We start from the raw sequence: 21237 nt of genomic DNA, 5'->3' as shown, positions 1-21237 counted from the left end.
GACAGATGCCCAAATATGAATCCATTATTTTTTTTGTAGAAACTCCATTTACAGACAGAGATGAAAAACGTTTTGGGATTAAGGAACTAAGTCAACAGGGATTTCAAGTTGAGGTTTTTCAGTTAGAAGATATATTTCATAAACAAAAATACGTAGCCTCAATACAGGGGAACCAAAAAGAGTATATCACATACTTCTCAACAATTAAAGAATTAGAGAATGAGTTACAAAAAAGAAGTAAAAGATTTTTGGTAATTCTATTAACGGGCTACTATTTAGAATTATTGAAATTATTTAATAAACAATGCATTGACTATGCTTTGTATTGTACAAATCGGATTCCAACACCAAAGGAAGTAGTAAATGATAGTAAATACATCAGAATTAAGCAGAAACTAGTTGAAGAAGGTTTATTATCGGTTTTGAAATCTATTGGACGAACTTTAAAGAAATCCTTAGAAGTAGTGAATGGGAAAACACCCTTGTCACCGACGTATGTGATTGCCGGTGGAAGTCGATCGATTGAACATTTATCAAAGAAAACACTAGATTCTGCGAGAGTAATTTGGACTCACGGTTTAGATTTTGATTTATTTTTGCAATCCAAACAAACAAATCGCATTTCGCATTCCTTTTTTGATATTTATGGAAACCTAGTAGAACAAAGTAAATTTAACAACTATATTGTTTTTTTGGATGAATATACTCCTTATCATCCAGATAATGATTTTTTTAAAATACCGCATGCAGATAAAAAAGAGACTTATTATCCAAGGTTAGAGAGTTTCTTTTTTTATCTTGAGAAAAAATACAATGCGAAGGTGGTGATTGCTGCCCATCCAAGGTCGGAATATGAAACGAAGACACATTTTAAATCATTCACTATCATTAAAGATCGGACTTTGGACTTAATTGAAAACTGTCAATTTGCACTGATTCATTCTAGTACAAGCATTAATTTCATAAATCTCTTTGAAAAGGAGGCTGTATTTTTTTATACATCAACCATGAGATATTTTTATAAAAACATGGTAGCTACGTTTGCAAATCTGCACGGAAAGAATCCAACTGAAATTGATTTTAATACTGATTATGATAGTCTAAACTTACTTGATGAAAAAATAGACCGAAGTAAATACCTGGAATACAGGAATGCGTTTATCAAAAGAAATGATTCAAGAATGGAATATTCTTGGGTTATCTTAGCCGATGAATTTAGAAATGAATGAAAGCATTGAATTTAAAGAATTTTCTTCTTTAGACTGGGAACGTCAAATTTTATTAGAAATTTCCCGAATTTTAAATCCTCCCTTTTCTGCAAACCAGGAAAGTGATGCGAAGTTTCATATATTGCTTTCCGGTGGAAATACACCATTACCTATCTATCGCAATTTTCAAAGGTTGAATCTAAATTGGTCAAACTTTCATATTTGGCTTGCTGATGAAAGATGTGTTGATTTACAGGATTCTGAAAGATCAGAGACCATGATAAAAAAATCTTTAGGTGATCCAATTCTCTGCCAAGCTAAATTTCACTCTCCTGGCACTGGAAATCCAACTCAAATGGCAAGTGAGTATAATCGGCAGTTGGTCGCTAACGAGAAGTTTGATTTAGCAATTCTTGGAATTGGGGAAGATGGTCATACAGCTAGTTTGTTTCCTGAAAATGATCTTGGGCAAAATTCTTCATCTGCCGATGTATTACCAATATATAATTCTCCAAAGTTTCCTAAGGAAAGAATTAGTTTATCCTTAAATAAAATCAATCAATCAAATCATGTATTATTTTTAGTTTCAGGAAATGGCAAAAAGGAAATCATTCAGAAAATTAAGGCTGGCTATGTTTGCCCTGCAACTAAAGTGCAGGGTCGCTATAGCACTAAAGTTTTCTACTGTATATATTAAATGAAGGTATTAGTATTTGGTGGGTCAGGTTTTCTCGGATCACATGTGGCAGATGCTTTGAGCGATGCCGGTCATGAGGTTACTATTTTTGATTTAGTTAAGTCGACTTGGCTACGCTCTGATCAGAAGTTTGTTTCTGGCGATCTTTTAGATGAAAAGATCGTTTCCGAAATTGTCTCTGGGTTTGATGTCGTTTATAATTTTGCAGCACTTGCAGATTTAAACCAAGCACTGGACAAGCCAGTGGATACAATTCGTATCAATGTTCTCGGGAATACTTACATTCTGGAAGCTTGCAAGAAACATAATGTGAAACGTTTCATATACGCAAGCACTGTCTATGTATATAGCCGTGAAGGTGGATTCTATAGGTGTAGTAAACAAGCATCAGAAAGTTACATTGAAGAATATCAGAAATGTTTTGGATTGGATTTTACCATTCTAAGATATGGCTCCTTGTACGGACCGAGGTCCGATGAATCGAATGGACTTTATCGCATTGTAAAATCTGCTTTGGAAACGGGCCGGATTACTTATGAAGGAAGTGCTGACAGTTTAAGAGAATACATCCATGTTGAGGATGCTGCTAGAGCAAGTGTTGTCGCAATGGGGGATGAGTTTAAAAACCAAAGTGTTGTTTTAACAGGGCAAGAACCTATGAGAGTCATTGAGTTACTCAAGATGCTCGCAGAAATCCTCGGAAGGCCCGATTCAGTTGAGTTTTTAGAGGGTGACCAAGTGGGGCATTATGTGAGAACTCCTTATGCATACCAACCAAAGTTAGGGAGAAAATATATTCCTCCCATGCATGTGGATCTTGGTCAAGGGTTACTCCAGCTGATTGATGAAGTAAAGTTTATTACAAATAGATAAAAGGTAAAAAGTGAAACGAATTATATTAGAATATATAAGAAAAGTCTTTAATTCAATCTATAAATTGTTAAGCCCGTTTAGACTTGGTCATGAGTTTATTGATAGTATTATCCAAAATTCTTGGCAAGATATTATCCGTGTTAAGCATAATGAATGCGATTTGCAATTTGTTGTTCCAAACTCGCTGAATCGATTTCGTGCACTTACTTTTTCTACTAAAGAACCAGAGACATTAGAATGGATTGATGGTTTAACAAAAGGATCCGTACTTTGGGATATCGGCGCTAATGTGGGTCTCTATTCCTGTTACGCAGCAAAGGCACGAAATTGTAGAGTTTTTGCTTTTGAACCTTCTGTCTTTAACCTCGAGTTATTATCAAGAAATATCTTTAATAATGGTTTGTCTGATAAGATAGTTGTTTTACCGATTCCGTTATCTGACAAGTTATCGATAAGTAAATTAAATATGACAAATACCGATTGGGGTGGGGCACTTTCTACATTTGGTAAAGAATACGGTCACGATGGAAAAACATTAAAGAAAACGTTTGAATACCAACTGGTAGGGTTATCTATCGATGAGGTAATCAAGTTACTAAAAATTCCAGCTCCTGATTACATAAAAATGGATGTAGATGGAATTGAACAATTGATTCTAGCTGGTGCAAAAAATAGTTTAAAAAAAGTAAAAAGTTTAAGCATCGAAATAAACGAAGATTTTACTGAGCAAAGACATAATTGTGAAAAAATCCTTACTTCTGCTGGATTGAAGTTTAAACAAAAACGTCATTCTGAAATGTTCGATAATGGTACGTTTAAGAATACATACAACCAGATTTGGGTTAGATAGATTTTAAATTCATTAAGACATTTTAAACTTATCTTTTGGGATTTTGATGGAGTCATTAAAGATTCTGTTGATGTAAAAACAGATGCATATCTTGCCTTGTTTCATGAGGCACCCAAAAACATTTTAGAGAAAATTAAATCCCATCATTTAGAATACGGAGGGATCTCTCGGTTGGAGAAAATTCCGATTTATTTGGATTGGGTTGGTATAAAACCTACAAACCAGGTGGTCAGCGAGTATCTAGATCAGTTTGCCAACTTAGTGGTCCAAAAGGTAATTTCTTCTCCCTGGGTTCCAGGCGTAGAACAAATGTTAAAACAAAAACAGAATCAGCAAAAGTTTGTCATTGTTACGGGCACACCACAAACAGAGATCGAAGAAATTTTAGTGCAATTGAAAATAAATTCTATTTTTGATCGTATTTTTGGAGCACCAACACAAAAATCAAAAGCCATAAAGTGGGCATTACAAAACTACAATATCAAAATGGAAGATTCCCTTTTGATCGGCGATAGCAAAACAGACTGGTTTGCTGCAGAAGAGACAGGGATTCAGTTTCTCCTTCGGGAAACGGATAATAGTGATTTTTTTAGTCAATACTCGGGAAATAAAATAAAGGATTTTATAGGTTTCATATGATAGTAGCACTCCTTCTTGGAAGAAAAGGTAGTATTGGTTTTCCTGGCAAAAATACATTCCCCATTATGGGAAAACCATTGGCCTGGTATCCAATGAATATTGCAAAACGGACAAGAGAGATTGACAAAGTTTATCTTTCTACAGATGACCCTGAACTAAAGAATTTGGCAATCGCAGAAGGTGTTGAGGTAATTGATCGTCCTCCTCATCTTGCAACCAAAGAAGCTTTAGGTGAACATGCGTATCAACATGGTTTTTCCGTGATTCAGGAAAGAAATCCTGGAGAGACAATCGAATTAGTGGTATTACTTTTTTGTAATGCAGCGACTGTAACTTCTGATACGATTTCCAATGGAATCAAACAACTAAGAGAAAATAAAGACGCAGATTCTGCTGTAACTGTATCCAAATACAATATGTGGTCACCGCTTCGAGCGCGAAAAAAAGATACCGATGGTTTTCTTAAGCCCTTTGTCCCTTTTGAAACGTTTGGGGATCCTAAAACTTTAAATTGCGATCGGGATTCACAAGGTGATGTTTTATTTGCCGATATGGGAGTATCCATTGTTCGTCCGAATAACTTACTTCATTTGGAAGAGGGAATGCTTCCACAAAAATGGATGGGACAGAAAATTTTGCCTCTTTATCAAGAAGCCGGCTGTGATGTTGACTATGAATGGCAAATCCCAGTGGTCGAGTGGTGGTTAAAAAAATACGGTGAGTTTAGGTAACTAGTATGAAAGAGATTGATCCAAAAGTTTACAAGAAACATCACAGTTTTCAGGATTTTAAAAGCCATAAAACTGGAATCATAGAATACCAAAAGGGCAGAGCCGTTCGTGTTTTAAAGGAATGGTCTGTGGGAGCTCTTGTAACCACTCATCCTATTCACCAAAAAGAAAATTTTAAAGAAACCTTAACGCAAGTATTAGCAGATTTAACATCTACTTCAGAAGAGGTTTTATTTAAAATCACTCCTTTTATTGCAGAGGAGATGTATACATATAACGATGAAGAACTTCTTCGTTTCTTTTATCATAGATATAGATACGATGTTTTTCCACAGTTAGAGAAGTTAGACGAGTATCCTCCATATTTGCAAATTGAACCATCTTCCATTTGCAATTATCGTTGTGTGTTCTGTTATCAAACAGATACAAATTTCTTTAAAAAAACAACCCCTGGCATGGGTCAAATGAGTTTGGAACTTTTTAAAGAGATTGTTGACCAAGCTACAAATAATATTGAATTTCTTTCACTTGCTTCGAGAGGAGAACCGCTACTCGCAAAAGAAATCGAAGGGATGTTGGTATATGCAAAAGGTAAATTTTTAAACTTAAAAGTGAATACCAATGCATCATTGTTAACAGAATCCAAGGTTCATGCCCTTCTTGCGGGAGGTGTAAAAACGGTAGTATTTTCTGCTGACGCAGCAGAGGAGCCATTATACAGTCAGTTACGAGTCAATGGGAAATTAGATAAGGTTCTGAAAAATATAGAAATGTTTCAGAATATAAGGCAAAAGGAATATTCTTCCGTTCCTATCATAACTCGTGTATCAGGTGTAAAAGTAACTGAGAAACAGGATATGGATTCTATGGAGAAAGTTTGGGGGAACCTTGTAGACCAAGTAGCATTTGTTAACTACAATCCTTGGGAAAATATTTATGAGGCAAAACCTAACGGTCAAACGAAAGTTTGTTCCGATTTGTTTCGTAGAATGTTTATCTGGCAAGATGGCTTAACCAATCCATGTGACAGTGATTACAGGTCTACTTTGCAAATGGGAAAATTTCCAGAAAATTCCATTTCGGAATTATGGAGAATGGAAAGATACGAAGGTTTACGGGCTGCTCATAAATCGGGAAATAGGCAAATAGTTAATCCATGTAAAGGATGCGCGGTAGTATAAATTTAAAAATGGGTAAAGTTGCAATAATTACGGGAGGGAGTTCTGATATTGGAGTTGCGATTGTTAAAAAATTTATTGAAGAGGGGACTAAAGTTTACTCTCAATATAATTCAAACCCAATCAATTTAGAAAATCCAAATCTATTTCAAATTAAATCAGATTTTTTAAAGTTCGAAGAAATTGATAGTCTTGTTGAATATGTTTTGAAAAAAGAATCGAAAGTTGATTATCTTGTGAATGCAGCAGGAACTATAGAAGGGCAAAACTTCCTTGTATGTAGCTCGGAGAAAATCGAAAATTTATTTCAGGTAAACCTCTTCTCGCATATCTATCTAATGCAAAAAATATTTCCCCTGATGTTAGAAAATAAGTTCGGTCGAATTATTTCGCTAAGTAGTATAGGAGTAAAATATAGTGGATCGATTAACTCTACTTATTATAGCGCATCAAAGAGTGCATTGGAATCTGTTACAAGGTCTTATGCTAAATTTGGAGCCGAATCGAATGTTTTATGCAATAATATCAGGGTTGGAGTAGTAGATACCAAGATACATAAGAACAAAGATCTTTCTGCTCGCACTCAATTGATCCCTGTAAAAAGACTAGGCAGACCTGAGGACATAGCTGGATTCGTTTTGTATTTGTGTTCGGAGAAAGGTGATTTTATCACAGGACAGGATATTGCTATTAGCGGAGGTGAATGAATTTTGCAATTGGAAAAGCTTCCGTCTCATTTAAAGAGGTATTTTGATCAGCTAAGTAAAGTTATTTCATATTCCAGTGAGTCTTGGTATTATTCAACCAGTCATTTTTTTTCAAAAGTCGGTGCCTATGAGGCTGTAATTAAATTTCAGAATGGTTCCAGGGTTAATGTTTGGTTAATATTTAGCCAGCTTTGTCGTTATACGTTTAAGGTTAGTTTTTTATTTCTGTTTTATATATTCTCAAAATTGATTTATAAGATTTTTGGTTCCAAAACAAAAATAGCAAGAAAAGAGACTATTTATTTAGATTCATATTTGTTGGTAAAGAACGCTTTGGAGGGGAAGGGGCTTGTTGAAAGTTACTTTCCCGGTTTAGTTGAGTTTTTAAACGTTAAGAATTATAATTGTATTATTCTGCCGAGACTTTATGGCTCACATAGCCTAAAGGAAATTTATCAGCTTTTTCGAGTTTTTAAAAAAAGTAAGGCTACAATTATAACAGAATTTCAGCTTTTGGATTATCAAGATTACTTTAGATTGATAATTTATTTAATTGTTTATCCAGTTAAAATGTTGGAGTTTTATTTTAAAATAATTCAAACACATCCAGGCAATGGTTTTTTAAAGTATTATTTTTGGTTAGATATGAATGGCTCTAATTTTTATGGCGCTGTTCGTTACCTTTATGCAGAGAAATTGGCTAAAATCTTCAGAGAAGGTGATCGGATAGTTCAATGGTTTGAGAATCAGCCGTATGAGAAATGTCTCAACCGCGCTTTGAATTCTAGTACTAAAAATATCAGAATTTTTGGTTGTCAGCTTTTTTTATATCCACAAGAGCTTTTTAACGCATATATTGATCCTAATGAGTTGGAGTTACATAAGCCAGGAAAGATTTTGGTTAATGGCGAATTCTATTTAGAAAAGAGTGGCTCTGGAAATGCAGTTGGACCTTCATTAAGATATAAAAAATTGTTTGAAACTGTAGTTCACAGGAATTTAACTACGGCTAGGTTAATTTTATTATCTTACTTTGATAATGCTAATCAATCGATAATAAAGCTAATTAATTCATTGAATCAATCGGGTGTCCATCTGGTAAAGTTGCACCCTTCTGCTTCAGAGTCTCAATTGAAAGATTTGATCAATTTTGATTACAGTCTTGCACTTGAAGATATTTATTCACTTTTTAATAACGTGAGTATAGTTGTTGGAGCAGCCTCTGGCTCACTAATTGAGGCTATTGCTTGCGGAATTCCAGCCATTATAGTATCTGAAAATGGCGGAACGGAATATAATTATCTTCCAGATTTTTGTAAAGGTGTCTTATGGGATGTTGCATTTGATAAAAATAGCTTTTTAATTGTTGAGGAAGTGTTGGCTAGTAAAGTAAGGACTAACGATCCTTTAAGATTAAACATGATTCAAAGAGTCAGAAGCGAATTGTTTACTGAACCTACCGAAGAAAGAATTTTAGAAGCATTTGAGTTAAGTTGAATTTTTAATAACATCTAATTAATATTTTCATTGAATTTTCCCAAGCTAAATTAAGGAACCTGATATAATTATAAAAATGAGCATTTCAAAACATTATAAAAACAAAAAAGTTTTAATCACTGGTCATACAGGATTTAAGGGAGCTTGGCTTACTGCATGGCTTAAAATGATGGGAGCTGAAATTTGTGGGATTTCACTGGATCCCTTAACTACTCCGAATCATTTCGAAGTAGCCAATCTAAAGAAGGGTATCATTGATTACAGAATTGACATTCGAGACCGGGCCTTTTTAGAAAAGGCAATTCTTGATTTCAAACCTGATTATGTTTTTCACCTCGCAGCGCAAGCCCTTGTTCGAAAATCCTATAATGATCCTTTGGATACTTGGAATACCAATGTTATGGGAACTTTGCATGTATTGGAAGCACTAAGGAAATTAGACAAACCTTGTTCTGCAGTTCTTATCACAAGTGACAAATGTTACGATAATGTTGAATGGATTTGGGGTTATCGTGAGAATGATGCCTTGGGAGGACCTGATCCTTATAGTGCCTCCAAAGGTGCGGCTGAACTTGCTATCAAATCTCATATTAAGTCTTACTTCCCCAAGGATACGAGTAAGGTGAGAATTGCCTCTGCAAGGGCTGGAAATGTAATTGGTGGTGGTGATTGGTCTGAAGACCGTATTGTACCTGATTGTGTGAAAGCCTGGGCAAACCATGAAACGGTTGAACTTAGAAATCCAATGGCAACCAGGCCTTGGCAACATGTATTAGAGCCTTTGAGTGGGTATCTAAGTTTAGGTGTTCATTTATACCAAAATAAAGATCTACATGGTGAACCCTTTAATTTCGGACCATTAGCAAACCAAAATCATAGCGTTCTTGAATTGGTTAAACAAATGTCTATTCATTGGAATCAGGTAAAATGGAAAGATATATCAGGGGAAACAAAAGGTCCCTACGAATCTGGTTTGTTAAAGTTAAACTGTGATAAGGCGCTTGCTCATTTAAAATGGGTGGCAGTCATGGGATTTGAAGAAACAGTGCAGTTTACTTCCGAATGGTATAACGCATATTATAGTAATCCATCGGAAATTCAAAAAATGACAGATAAACAAATTGGACAATACCAAGAGAAAGCAAAGTCCAAAGGTTTGGCTTGGGCAAATGACTAGTAAAGAAATTCTTGTAACTCCATTAAAGGAGATAGAGACTCCGGGTGGAAATGTATTACATGCTATCAAATCTGTGGAATCAACTTTCAAGGGATTAGGGGAAGTTTACTTTTCTTGGATCGAATTTAATTATATTAAGGCCTGGAAAAGACATAATCGAATGTTTATGAATTTAGTGGTTCCTGTGGGAAATGTGAAGTTTGTTTTTTTTAATGAATCAACAAATGAATTTCGAGTTGAAACTATCGGCGAGAAAAACTACTGCCGTATCTCTGTTCCACCTGGTATTTGGTTTGGGTTCCAAGGGATAGATTCGCCAAAAAGTTTGGTAGTAAACATTTCCGACATTCTTCATGAACCGACTGAGTCTGACAGGTTAGATTTAAAAAGTATTAACTATAATTGGGAGTCTTATTGATGAAAGTAATCATTTTGGCAGGTGGGTTTGGGACAAGGCTTTCCGAATACACAGATGTGATTCCGAAACCAATGGTTCCCATTGGTGGTAAGCCAATCCTATGGCATATCATGAATCACTTTGCGCGGTTTAATCACAATGATTTTTACATCGCACTTGGTTACAAAGCAGAAGTTGTAAAAGAGTATTTTTTAAACTACCGATCTTTAAATTCTGATTTCACTGTGAATTTAGAAACAGGTAAAATTACCCATTATAATTCTCCTAAAGTAGATTGGAACGTTACCTTAGTCAATACAGGAGCTAACACCATGACAGGTGGGAGGCTTTTAAGAATGAAAGAGATCATTGGAAATGAGACCTTTTTACTCACTTATGGTGATGGACTTTCGAATGTTGATATTGATAAATTAATTCAATTTCATAAATCTCATAAAAAAATGATTACAGTGACTGCGGTGCATCCAGGTGCAAGGTTTGGTGAATTGGAAATCGAAACAGGTAGAGTGATTAGCTTTCAAGAAAAACCCCAAACAACACAAGGATGGATTAATGGTGGCTTTTTTGTGATTGAACCTAGTTTTTTTGATCTTCTCGAAAACGACCAAACAATACTTGAAAAGTCTCCATTGGAAACAGCATCTAAAAATGGCGAACTTATGGCATACCAACATGAAGGTTTTTGGCAGTGTATGGATACAAAGAGGGATAAGGATCATCTTGAAGAATTATTTCAATCGGGAAGGGCACCCTGGCTAAATTAAAACTATTAGTCATTGGGGGAACTGGTTTTATCGGGTCTCATATGGTCCAAAAAGGGATCGATAGTGGACTTGAAGTTACATCTCTCTCTCTAAAGAAAAATCCAAATATTGATAAGGTAATTTCGATACAAGCGGATCTATCGGATCACGCATCGCTTCACTCTGTCCTATCCAAGGAAAAGTATGACTATGTAATTCATTGTGGTGGTTACATCGACCATACATTGTTTCAAAATGGTGGTCAAAAAGTAATTTCCGATCACTTAACTTCTCTTTTTAATTTAGTTTCCTCTTTAGATAGATCAAACTTAAAAAAGTTTTTATATTTGGGAAGTAGTGATGAGTATGGAAATTCTCCTTCGCCTCAAAAGGAAACTTTTCGTGAAAATCCAATTTCACCATATTCTTTTGCCAAAGCTTCCGCTTCTCATTTTTTACAAATGCTTTGGAGGACTGAAAAATTTCCAGCTTCGGTTGCTAGATTGTTTTTAACTTATGGTCCAGGGCAAGATGATAAAAGATTTTTACCTCAAATCATCAAAGGTTGTTTAAAAGATACAGTGTTTCCGTCATCTCTTGGAGAACAAAGTAGAGACTTTTGTTATATAAGTGATACTGTGGAAGGATGTTTTAAAATATTAGAAACAAGTGAAGCCAATGGAGAAATTTTTAATATTGCCTCTGGCGAAAAAATTACGATACGGCAAATCATTGAAAAGGTAGTATCGATCATTGGAAAAGGTAAACCTGATTTTGGAAAAGTTTCTTACCGCATTGGTGAAAATATGTCTTTGGTAGCTGACATTTCAAAAGCGAAGCGAATGCTTCATTGGAATCCAAATACGAACCTTGACCTAGGTCTTAAAAAAACAATCGAATACTATCAATGAAAAAAACAAATTTAGGGACACCAACCCCTTTAGTAAGTATTTTAATGAATTGTTACAATGGAGCTGAATTTTTAAGAGAAGCCATTGATAGTGTGATCGCTCAGACATATCAAAATTGGGAATTAGTCTTTTGGGACAATCAATCAACAGATAAAAGTGCAGAAATTGTTCGCTCTTATAACGATTCTAGAATTAAATATTATTACGCACCAGAACATACAAAGCTTTATAAAGGTAGAAATTTAGCAATAGAGAAGGTTACTGGTAATTACATTGCCTTTCTTGATACAGACGATGTTTGGAAAATAAATAAACTAGAATTGCAAATGTCAGCATTTGCTAATTCTGATTATGATCTAGTCTGTTCAAATTACGATTTAATTGATCCGAAATCCAGATTTATCAAAAGAGCAAATCGGTTTAACAAACCCTCTGGGTTTATCACCAAATATTTGATAGATGAGTATTATATCGGAATTTTAACAGTCGTTTTTAATGCTAAACTATTAAAAGAGAATAACTTAAACTTTAATCAATCCTATAATCACATTGGCGATTTTGAGCTTTTTTTGAAATTATCTGAAAATCATAAAATTCTTTATATGAGTAACTCTCTGGCATGTTACAGAATCCATGATAATAATTTATCTTCTAAAAAGGAATTGGAGCTTTTACGCGAAATCAAAAAAATGATTAGGGAAATTTCAAGTAGAGATTTCTATTCTCGCAATTTGAATTTAATTTCAAAACTCAAATTAGTTAGGCAATTTATGTTGCTAAAGTTAGTCATTAGAAAAGGAAAACCAGTCAAAATAGGTAATTTCTTTCGATTCTTGAGTTATGATTTGGTAAAATTTGTAAAACTCCTAATTTTGTTTTTTGTATATAAAGTAAAAAAATAACCGTTTGGTGGAAAACGGGTAGGCTTGTTTACCTAAAGGATACTTAGTGAATGAAATAAAAGTTTTACTCCTCTCTCCTTTGCCGCCGCCATCTGGTGGAGATTCAACTTGGACCGTTATGTATTTGGAAAATACACCAAAACTTGGTATCACTGTTTCTCTGGTGAATACTTCGTTAATTGGACAAAGGTCTGAATCTGCTGGATATACTTACTCTCTATTTGATGAATTGAAGAGAGCATTTTCAATATGGATCAATTTGTTAAAGATTCTAATTCAGTGGAAAAAAACTAATATAGTCCATTTTAACTCTAATTGTTCCCCGAAAGGTTTAGTTAGAGATTATTTGAGTGTTCTTTTGATAAAATTGTTTTCTATACCAATCGTTTTTCATTGTCATTGCAATGTGCCTGATCAGTTGAGCGAAAGTAGGGTTGGGTTTTATTTTTTAAAAAATATAATAAAATTGGTGGATAGAGTCATCGTACTTAATTCGCGATCTAGAAACTTTATTTCCGCAAATTTTCAAGTAGCACCAGATATAGTTCCCAACTTCATCAATTTAGATTTGGTAGATTTGAAGCGAAAACGAGTTGTAAGGAAATTAAAAAAACTAACTTTTACGGGTCATATTCGACGATCAAAAGGGATTTTAGAAATTCTTAAAGTGGCAAAGGATTTCCCCGAATTGACATTTTATTTAATTGGACCAATGACAGAAAATCTGGAAGCAGAGGAGCCGATTGGCTCCAATGTGAAACTACTCGGGAGTATGGATCATGAACAGGTATTAGATTTTTTAAGAAAATCCGATCTTTTTGTGTTCCCATCACATACTGAGGGTTTTTCGGTTTCAATGCTCGAGGCTATGGCTTCTGGTCTTCCTGTCGTTGCAACTGATGTTGGTGCTAATGCAGATATGATCGAAAGTAAAGGCGGCATTATCATTCCAACGAACGATGTGTTCGCCCTTAAAAAAGCTATTGAAAGAATGAAAGATGTTAATTTGCGTAAGAAAATGTCTATTTTCAATATTACAAAAGTTAAAAATAATTATACATCAGAAATAGTTCTTAATAAATACTTAAATATCTATAAGTTGTTAGTATAATTGAATTCATTTTATTAATTTGGAAAAAATTTCATGAACAAAGCATACCAAATCTGTACAAAAACTGTAATTGATTCAACCCTTCCTGATGTAACATTTGATAAGGATGGAATTTCCAGTGTATACTGGGACTTCCAAAACAATGTAAAGCCAAATTGGTTCCCAAATGAAAAAGGACATAAAATTCTAGAGACTTACGTTGATCAAATCAAAAAGTCTGCGAAGAATAAAGATTTTGATTGTATATTAGGACTAAGCGGTGGAGTCGATAGTTCCTATATGCTTCACACGATGGTAAAAGAGTATGGACTTAGACCGCTTGTTTTCCATGTAGATGGCGGTTGGAATTCCGAAATGGCCGTGAATAATATAAGTAAACTTGTAGATAAGTTAAACTTAGATTTATTCACAGAGGTAATCAATTGGAATGAAATGAGAGATTTTCAATTAGCATGGTTTAAGGCGGGAGTGCCCCATATAGATATTCCCCAGGATCATGCATTTGGAGCAGTGCTTTATAAATTTTCAGACAAATATAATATCAAATATATACTCAATGGCGGTAATATCGCAACTGAATGTGTCATTATGCCGTATAAGTATTATTACTGGGGTACTGATTTAGTTCATATACGAGATATTATCAAAAAATTTGGTACAATCCCAATGAAGACTTATCCTTTCAGTTCGGTCTATAGGCATAAAATCTATCAGAAGTATATCAAAGGGATGAAAGTTCTAAAACCATTAAATTTTATGCCTTATTCCAAAAACTTGGCAATTGAAACTTTGGAGAAGGAATACGGATGGAAATCATATGGCCAGAAACATTTTGAGTCCAGATTTACGCGATTTTATGAAGGATATTGGTTACCTACTCGTTTTAATTTTGATGTAAGAAGGAATCAACTATCAAGTCTGATCTTAACGGGTCAAACAACGCGAGAGGAATCACTAGAGACTTTAAAAAAACCATCGTATGATCCAGAATTACTCAAACAAGATTTTGAATTCATCGCTACAAAGCTTGGGATTAGTGCAGATGAATTAGATCATTACCACAAGATGGATTTAAAATTTTACTGGGATTATAAAAATGATCATAAAAAACTTAAATTTTTGGAAAATGTAATTACATTTTTAAACTTAGGTAGAAGGGGTGGAGCTTTTTAGCTAATACTCATATTTATGCTAACAATTATTGATTATGGTTTAGGGAACATACTTTCATTTCAGAATGTTTACAAAAGGATTAATGTTGAAACTCGGATTGCAAAATCTGTAGATGATTTAGAAAACGCAACTAAACTAATCCTTCCCGGGGTCGGTGCTTTTGACCATGCAATAGACCTTTTAAATGCATCTGGTATGCGAAGTAAAATAGAGGAATTGGTATTCCAAAAAAATACACCTATCATTGGAATTTGCGTAGGCATGCAGATTTTGGCCAATTCAAGTGAAGAAGGCGTTAAATCGGGGTTAGGTTGGATCTCCGGTTCTGTTAAAAAATTTGATTTTCGTAAGTTAGAAAAAAAAATTCCCATGCCACATATGGGATGGAATGACGTACAGCCAAATCAAGATGGCTCAAAATTGTTTCGCGGGTTGGAGTCGGATTCACGGTTTTATTTTTTACATTCCTATTATTTTGAATGCACCGATAAACAAAATGAAATTTCTAAAACAGACTATGGAACTAGTTTTTCAAGTGCTATCAAAAAGAATAATATCTACGGTGTGCAATTCCATCCGGAAAAGAGTCATCACTATGGCCAAATACTTTTAAAAAATTTTGCTGAGATATAAATGCTGAGACCAAGAATTATTCCTTGTTTGCTTGTGAAAGATGGCGGTCTTGTGAAAACGCAAAAGTTTTCAGACCCGAAATATGTAGGTGATCCAATTAATGCTGTCAAAATCTTTAATGAAAAAGAAGCTGATGAGTTGATTGTAATTGATATTGATGCTACTCGATATGCAAAAGAACCTGATTTAAAACTTTTACAAAACCTTGCTAATGAAAGTCGGATGCCTTTGTGCTATGGAGGCGGTGTAAAAACTGTAAGTCAGGCTAAGGCAGTTGTTTCTATGGGTATAGAAAAGGTGGCTTTAAGTTCTATTGTAGTGGAGAATCCAAATATCATTTCTAATATTGCAGAAGAAATCGGAAGTCAAAGTGTTGTCGCTGTGCTTGATATAAAGAAAAAAAAGTTAAGCTCTAACTATGAAATTTGGACTCATAACGGGACAAAAAATTCTAAATTAGATCCGGTTGAATTTTCACTTAAACTTCAAAGTTTGGGCGCAGGAGAAATCGTCATAAACTCAATCGATCATGATGGTATGATGAATGGTTTAGATTTTCCTATCCTTGAAAAAATATACAATCAACTTTCAATTCCCATGACAATTATCGGAGGAGTTGGCAGCCTAAAAGATATAGAAGTTGCCGTGCAAAAATTTAAGTATATTGGTGTTGGTGTTGGTAGCTTCTTTGTTTTTAAAGGGAAATATCGAGCAGTGATGATAAATTACCCAACAATTGAAGAGCGAGATAATCTTTCTAAAGACCAATAGAGTTTTCGGAATGATACAATAACGAAATGCAAAAATCGAAAAGTTTTTTTTATCCTAGTTTTAATTTGCCACTAGTGATTTCGTTTTTCGGTATTTGCTTAGTTTTGTTTAAACTGCTGTATAAATTTGAGAATGTATGGGAATTCATGTCATACGATGAAGCGTATCATATACACTATACTATAACTGGACATCTAGGAAGTGACGGCATTTTTTATCGATTCTATTTGACTCTATTGAATCAGTTCATCACTAATCCAATAAATCTTTATAGAACCAATTTTGCTCTGGTAACAATCATTTTTGGTATTTCTTTGTTTGTTTTTACTTACAAGGTAACTAAGTCAGCTTTTTTAGCTTTTTTGTTTTCCTATTTTTTTCTAATAGTAAATCCTACTTTTTCCATGTCACCTTCCTATATAACGCATTTTAATGCCTCGGTGATGATGTTGGTTTTTACTTTCGCTTTAGGTAGAAAAAAAGATCAAATGCTTATTATTTTGCTCATTGGTGCAGTAATTCTGACATTCATCAGACCTGAATATTCACTTACCTTATTATTAAGCATCATAGTAGTGAGTTTCTATGTTTTATACCAATACCTTACATTCCAACATTTTAAATATCCTTTCATCATAACATTGTTAATTGCTTCGTTTTTACTCATCAAATACAATCCAACTGATGGACATAGGAGTTCTATAGCCTTTTGTCAGCATTATGCTTATGGGTTATTCCAATTTGATCTGTGGAAAGAAGATCCTTGGTCTTATTGTGAATTGGCTATGAGTAAAGACTTCGGCTCTGCTAAAACTATCTCTGAGGCATTAATTGCAAATCCAAGTAAATTCTTGGGCCATGTACTGCGTAATATTTTTATTCTCCCAAAGGAGTTAGGAAGTTTACTGATTCCTTTTTTTATTGGTGAGCCGGGAAACAATACTGTTCCTGTGCAAGTGGCAGCATACTCTGTAATTTTAATTGTTTTATTTTGGTTTATTGGATTCTTTTTTAGTTTGTATCAGGGACAAAGGAATTTGCTCCAAAAGTGTTTCGTATTGATCTACGCGATGCCAGTATTAGTTTCAACGATTCTAATTTATCCAAGACCTCACTATCTTTTGATGGTCGTACCATTTTTACTTATTTTCGGGATACAGAATTTAAGGGAAAAATTTGGATTACTTCGGTATAAAGCAAAATTCTCTTTTCCAATAAAGTCGATTCTGGTAGCTTCAATTTTAATTTATGTCACGCCTTGGAGACTGAGTGGAAAGTCTGGACTAACAATTCCGGAAGGTCAGGCTGGGATTCATGGGAAGGGACTTTGTACAAGTGTTGATAACTTGAATTTTTTAAACCACTTAAACTTTGAGAATAAAGAAATGGTTCTTCTGAGTAATCTTGGTTTTATTTCGACGTTTTTGCCAAAGGAGATGCTTGTATATCACCATTTTGATAAAAATTCCAATTTTGATGAATTTATTTTACGAAATAAAATAAATTTAGTATGGATAAATTCAGCATTATTAAATGATTTAAATTTCAGAAACGATAACGAATTTAAAAAATTGGTTATTGGTAAGAGTAAGGGATGGAAGAGAATGAATATTCCAAACTGCCCGAATGATTTTTTACTTTTTAACTTTTAATAACAAATAACAAACATGTTTAAAAATAATACACTACTCATTACAGGTGGAACTGGTTCTTTCGGGAAGGCAGTTCTGAATCGTTTTTTAAGTTCAGAAATTAAAGAGATTAGAATCTTTAGTCGCGATGAAAAAAAACAAGATGACCTTAGAAAAAAATATAACAATCCCAAAATTAAATTCTTTTTGGGAGACGTGAGGGATGCTTCCTCTTTAACAGGTGCCTTTTCGGGAGTGGATTATATTTTTCACGCCGCAGCATTGAAGCAGGTTCCCTCTTGTGAATTTTTTCCTATGGAAGCATTTAAAACCAATGTGATTGGAACAGAAAATGTTTTGCAGGTTGCATACGAACTTGGTGTAAAAAAAGTCATTTGTCTAAGTACAGATAAGGCAGTTTACCCCATCAATGCGATGGGAATTTCGAAAGCCATGATGGAAAAAGTAATGGTGGCTAAAACAAGAAATTTTGACGAATCACGTATGATTGTTTGTGGGACCAGGTATGGAAATGTAATGGCATCCAGAGGTTCAGTAATTCCACTTTTTGTCGAGCAACTCTTAAAGAAACAACCCTTTACCATTACCGATCCAAATATGACTCGTTTTATGATGACATTGGACGATGCAGTAGAACTTGTGTTATATGCATTTGAAAATGGAAATAATGGTGATATATTTGTTCAAAAATCTCCTGCAGCGACGATAGAGATTCTCGCAAAAGCAATTCTAGATCTTTTTAACAAAAAGGATCATCCAATTAAAACAATTGGTACTAGACACGGCGAAAAATTATTTGAGACTCTTTTGAGTAGGGAAGAAATTACTTCTGCAGAAGATAGGGGAGACTATTTCCGAATCCCGCCCGATTTACGGGATTTGAACTACGATAAATTTGTAGAACAAGGTGAAGGAAAAATTTCGATTACAGAAGATTATAATTCGCACAATACAAAGAGACTCAATTTGGAAGAGATGAAAGCTCTCCTATTAAAACTTTCATTTATTCGAGACATTTTGGATGGGAAAGAAGCGGAAACCTGGGATTAAGGTTCTTTGTATTTTGATTCAGAAAAGAAAAGTCGCTAAATTTCCTTAGGATCAGTCATTTAAATGAAAATACTCATAACAGGAGCAGATGGATTTGTTGCATCAAACCTCCGAATCCATATTTCTCAAAACAAAAATCATGAACTGCTTTTGCAAAATAAAAATACCACTGAAAGTGAGCTATTTCAATTTTTAGAAAATGCAGACTTTATCTTTCATTTAGCGGGTGTAAATCGTCCCTTATCGGAGAGTGAATTTTTTATCGGAAACACTGATTTAACAAAAAAGATTGTTACTCATTTAGAGAAATTAAATAAAAAAACTCCGATAGTTTTTTCTTCCTCGATCCAAGCACTGCTAACAAACCCTTATGGAATTTCTAAAAAACAAGGAGAAGATTGTATCTTTGAGTATGGTAAAAAAACGGGAGCTTCCACTTTTATTTACAGGTTACCAAATGTATTTGGTAAGTTTTCCAAACCAAATTATAACTCTGTAGTAGCAACTTTCTGTCACAATATAGCAAGATCTTTGCCAATTGTTGTGAATGACAGAGAAAAAGAATTAAATCTATGTTATATCGATGATTTGGTAGCTAGTTTTTTGGAGACTCTGGACGGAAGGAATTCATCCGGATATATTGATGTAACACCTGTTTACACAATTACGCTAGGAGAATTAGCAGATTTAATTACAAGTTTCAGAGACAATAGGGAAAAAATTTGGATAGAAAATGTAGGCCAAGGTTTCCTTCGAGCAATCTATTCTACATACATTAGTTTTTTACCGATCACTTCCTGCAATTATACCATACCCAAATATGAAGATCCAAGAGGTTCCTTTGTTGAGATGTTAAAAACAAAGGAAGCTGGGCAGTTTTCATTCTTTTCCGCACTACCTGGAGTTACACGGGGAAGACATTACCATCATACCAAAACTGAAAAGTTTTTAATTATAAGGGGTAAAGCAAAGTTTCGGTTTCAACATTTAATCACAAAGGAATACTATGAGTTAGTAGTAACTGATGAGAATCCAACAATAGTTGATACGATTCCTGGTTGGACTCATGATATTACAAATATTGGCGAAAATGAATTGATAGTTATGCTTTGGGCAAACGAAGTTTTTAATAGAGAGTTACCTGATACTATTTCGGCTGAAATCACAAAATGAAAAAATTAAAAGTTTTTACTGTAATTGGAACTAGACCAGAAATCATTCGGCTTTCGCGGGTAATGATTGCACTTGATGAAGTTTGTGATCATAAAATCATTCATACTGGTCAAAACTATGATTTTGAGCTGAACGAAATTTTTTTCCAAGATTTGGGAATCAGAAAGCCTGATTACTTTTTAGAGGCAGCAGGGGGGACAGGAGCCGAGACAATAGGAAAAATCATTATTGGTTTTGACGCATTGTTGTCTAAAGAGATTCCTGATGCCCTTCTTGTGTTAGGTGATACAAATAGCTGTTTAGCGGTCATTCCTGCCAAACGACGAAAAATTCCGATTTTTCATATGGAAGCAGGAAACCGTTGTTTTGACTTACGAGTCCCCGAGGAAATTAACCGTCGGATTGTAGATCATACATCCGATATCAACTTAACTTATAGTTCCATTGCTCGGGAGTATTTGTTACGCGAAGGATTACCTCCAGACCAAATCATCAAAACTGGAAGTCCCATGTTTGAAGTTTTAAATCATTATAAAAATCGAATCCAATCTTCAAAAATTTTAGAACAATTGAATCTAAAAAGTAATGAATACTTTTTGGTATCCACTCATAGAGAGGAAAATATTGACTCCGAACAAAACTTTCGGTCGTTAGTAGATAGTCTTAATACCATTGCTGATAAATATAATCTCCCTGTGGTGGTATCAACTCACCCAAGGACGCAGAAAAAAATAGATCAATATAAGATTCAATTCCATAAAAATATTTTGTTATTAAAACCATTAGGTTTTATGGATTATAACAAACTCCAAATTGAGTCGAAAGTAGTGCTCTCTGATAGCGGAACTATCACAGAGGAATCCTCTATTTTAAAATTTTCTGCTTTAAATATTCGAGAAGCCCATGAAAGACCGGAAGGAATGGAAGAGGCTGCTGTAATGATGGTCGGGCTTAACAAAGAACGAATCCTTCAAGCACTTGCTTTATTGGAAACGCAAGGTAAAAATTTCCTAAATCAAGCAAGACTCGTAGGAGATTATTCCATGCCCAATGTTTCTGCAAAGGTTGTTCGTATTATATTAAGCTATACGGATTATGTGAACAGAATCGTATGGAAACGATACTGATAAATCATTTTTATAT

At 34.4% G+C, this 21237-nt stretch carries 22 protein-coding genes; all 22 read left to right on the top strand.

Annotated elements, in window-relative coordinates:
* The first annotated feature begins 5 nt into the window (after positions 1–5).
* The gene (locus tag EHR07_RS18225; RefSeq protein WP_135746463.1) at positions 6–1229 is read left to right on the top strand and encodes a hypothetical protein; all 1224 of its coding nucleotides are present in this window, start codon (positions 6–8) and stop codon (positions 1227–1229) included.
* On the top strand, positions 1210–1905 hold the full coding sequence (pgl, locus tag EHR07_RS18220) for a 6-phosphogluconolactonase (RefSeq protein WP_238778007.1): 696 nt from the start codon (positions 1210–1212) through the stop codon (positions 1903–1905). The genes EHR07_RS18225 and pgl overlap by 20 nt, the downstream gene beginning before the upstream one ends.
* Positions 1906–2778: an NAD-dependent epimerase/dehydratase family protein gene (locus tag EHR07_RS18215; RefSeq protein ID WP_135746462.1), complete on the top strand. Its 873-nt coding sequence runs from the start codon at positions 1906–1908 to the stop codon at positions 2776–2778. It abuts the gene before it with no gap.
* 10 nt (positions 2779–2788) lie between these two features.
* Positions 2789–3628 carry an FkbM family methyltransferase gene (locus EHR07_RS18210; RefSeq protein WP_135746461.1) on the top strand — a complete coding sequence of 280 codons (840 nt, stop codon included), beginning with the start codon at positions 2789–2791 and terminating at the stop codon, positions 3626–3628.
* Complete coding sequence (locus EHR07_RS18205) at positions 3629–4267, top strand: HAD family hydrolase (protein ID WP_135746460.1); 639 nt, start codon at positions 3629–3631, stop codon at positions 4265–4267. It abuts the gene before it with no gap.
* Positions 4264–4998, top strand: coding sequence for an acylneuraminate cytidylyltransferase family protein (locus tag EHR07_RS18200; RefSeq protein ID WP_135746459.1), 735 nt, complete (start codon positions 4264–4266; stop codon positions 4996–4998). The genes EHR07_RS18205 and EHR07_RS18200 overlap by 4 nt, the downstream gene beginning before the upstream one ends.
* A 5-nt stretch (positions 4999–5003) precedes the next feature.
* The gene (locus EHR07_RS18195; protein WP_135746458.1) at positions 5004–6179 is read left to right on the top strand and encodes a radical SAM/SPASM domain-containing protein; all 1176 of its coding nucleotides are present in this window, start codon (positions 5004–5006) and stop codon (positions 6177–6179) included.
* An 8-nt stretch (positions 6180–6187) separates the two neighbouring features.
* Positions 6188–6883: an SDR family oxidoreductase gene (locus EHR07_RS18190; protein ID WP_167483392.1), complete on the top strand. Its 696-nt coding sequence runs from the start codon at positions 6188–6190 to the stop codon at positions 6881–6883.
* 9 nt (positions 6884–6892) lie between these two features.
* On the top strand, positions 6893–8380 hold the full coding sequence (locus EHR07_RS18185; RefSeq protein WP_135746456.1) for a glycosyltransferase family 28 protein: 1488 nt from the start codon (positions 6893–6895) through the stop codon (positions 8378–8380).
* 76 nt (positions 8381–8456) lie between these two features.
* Positions 8457–9557 carry a CDP-glucose 4,6-dehydratase gene (gene rfbG, locus EHR07_RS18180; RefSeq protein WP_135746455.1) on the top strand — a complete coding sequence of 367 codons (1101 nt, stop codon included), beginning with the start codon at positions 8457–8459 and terminating at the stop codon, positions 9555–9557.
* Positions 9550–9975 (top strand): dTDP-4-dehydrorhamnose 3,5-epimerase, encoded by a 426-nt coding sequence (locus tag EHR07_RS18175; RefSeq protein WP_135746454.1) that lies wholly within the window; start codon positions 9550–9552, stop codon positions 9973–9975. Before rfbG ends, EHR07_RS18175 begins: the two co-directional genes overlap by 8 nt.
* Positions 9975–10739 (top strand): glucose-1-phosphate cytidylyltransferase, encoded by a 765-nt coding sequence (gene rfbF, locus EHR07_RS18170; protein WP_135746453.1) that lies wholly within the window; start codon positions 9975–9977, stop codon positions 10737–10739. Before EHR07_RS18175 ends, rfbF begins: the two co-directional genes overlap by 1 nt.
* The gene (locus EHR07_RS18165; protein WP_322113261.1) at positions 10703–11629 is read left to right on the top strand and encodes an NAD-dependent epimerase/dehydratase family protein; all 927 of its coding nucleotides are present in this window, start codon (positions 10703–10705) and stop codon (positions 11627–11629) included. Before rfbF ends, EHR07_RS18165 begins: the two co-directional genes overlap by 37 nt.
* Positions 11626–12531: a glycosyltransferase family 2 protein gene (locus tag EHR07_RS18160; RefSeq protein WP_135746451.1), complete on the top strand. Its 906-nt coding sequence runs from the start codon at positions 11626–11628 to the stop codon at positions 12529–12531. Before EHR07_RS18165 ends, EHR07_RS18160 begins: the two co-directional genes overlap by 4 nt.
* 46 nt (positions 12532–12577) lie before the next feature.
* Positions 12578–13642, top strand: coding sequence for a glycosyltransferase family 4 protein (locus tag EHR07_RS18155; RefSeq protein WP_135746450.1), 1065 nt, complete (start codon positions 12578–12580; stop codon positions 13640–13642).
* Positions 13643–13675: 33 nt separating this feature from the next.
* Positions 13676–14815: an N-acetyl sugar amidotransferase gene (locus EHR07_RS18150; RefSeq protein WP_135746449.1), complete on the top strand. Its 1140-nt coding sequence runs from the start codon at positions 13676–13678 to the stop codon at positions 14813–14815.
* A gap of 15 nt (positions 14816–14830) precedes the next feature.
* Positions 14831–15448, top strand: a complete 618-nt coding sequence (gene hisH / locus EHR07_RS18145; RefSeq protein WP_135746448.1) for an imidazole glycerol phosphate synthase subunit HisH — start codon at positions 14831–14833, stop codon at positions 15446–15448.
* Positions 15449–16219, top strand: coding sequence for an AglZ/HisF2 family acetamidino modification protein (locus EHR07_RS18140; protein ID WP_135746447.1), 771 nt, complete (start codon positions 15449–15451; stop codon positions 16217–16219).
* Positions 16220–16245: 26 nt separating this feature from the next.
* Positions 16246–17871 carry a hypothetical protein gene (locus tag EHR07_RS18135; protein WP_135746446.1) on the top strand — a complete coding sequence of 542 codons (1626 nt, stop codon included), beginning with the start codon at positions 16246–16248 and terminating at the stop codon, positions 17869–17871.
* 15 nt (positions 17872–17886) lie between these two features.
* Positions 17887–18921 carry a polysaccharide biosynthesis protein gene (locus EHR07_RS18130; RefSeq protein WP_135746445.1) on the top strand — a complete coding sequence of 345 codons (1035 nt, stop codon included), beginning with the start codon at positions 17887–17889 and terminating at the stop codon, positions 18919–18921.
* Between the two features lie 63 nt (positions 18922–18984).
* Positions 18985–20094 (top strand): UDP-2-acetamido-2,6-beta-L-arabino-hexul-4-ose reductase, encoded by a 1110-nt coding sequence (gene wbjC, locus EHR07_RS18125; protein ID WP_135746444.1) that lies wholly within the window; start codon positions 18985–18987, stop codon positions 20092–20094.
* Positions 20091–21221, top strand: coding sequence for a non-hydrolyzing UDP-N-acetylglucosamine 2-epimerase (gene wecB / locus EHR07_RS18120; protein WP_135746443.1), 1131 nt, complete (start codon positions 20091–20093; stop codon positions 21219–21221). The genes wbjC and wecB overlap by 4 nt, the downstream gene beginning before the upstream one ends.
* Positions 21222–21237: the final 16 nt, after the last annotated feature.

This window comes from Leptospira bandrabouensis (genome assembly GCF_004770905.1).
GTDB classification, from domain to species: domain Bacteria; phylum Spirochaetota; class Leptospiria; order Leptospirales; family Leptospiraceae; genus Leptospira_A; species Leptospira_A bandrabouensis.
Note: the sequence above shows the minus strand (reverse complement) of the source record. Positions and strands in the feature narration are given on the sequence as shown.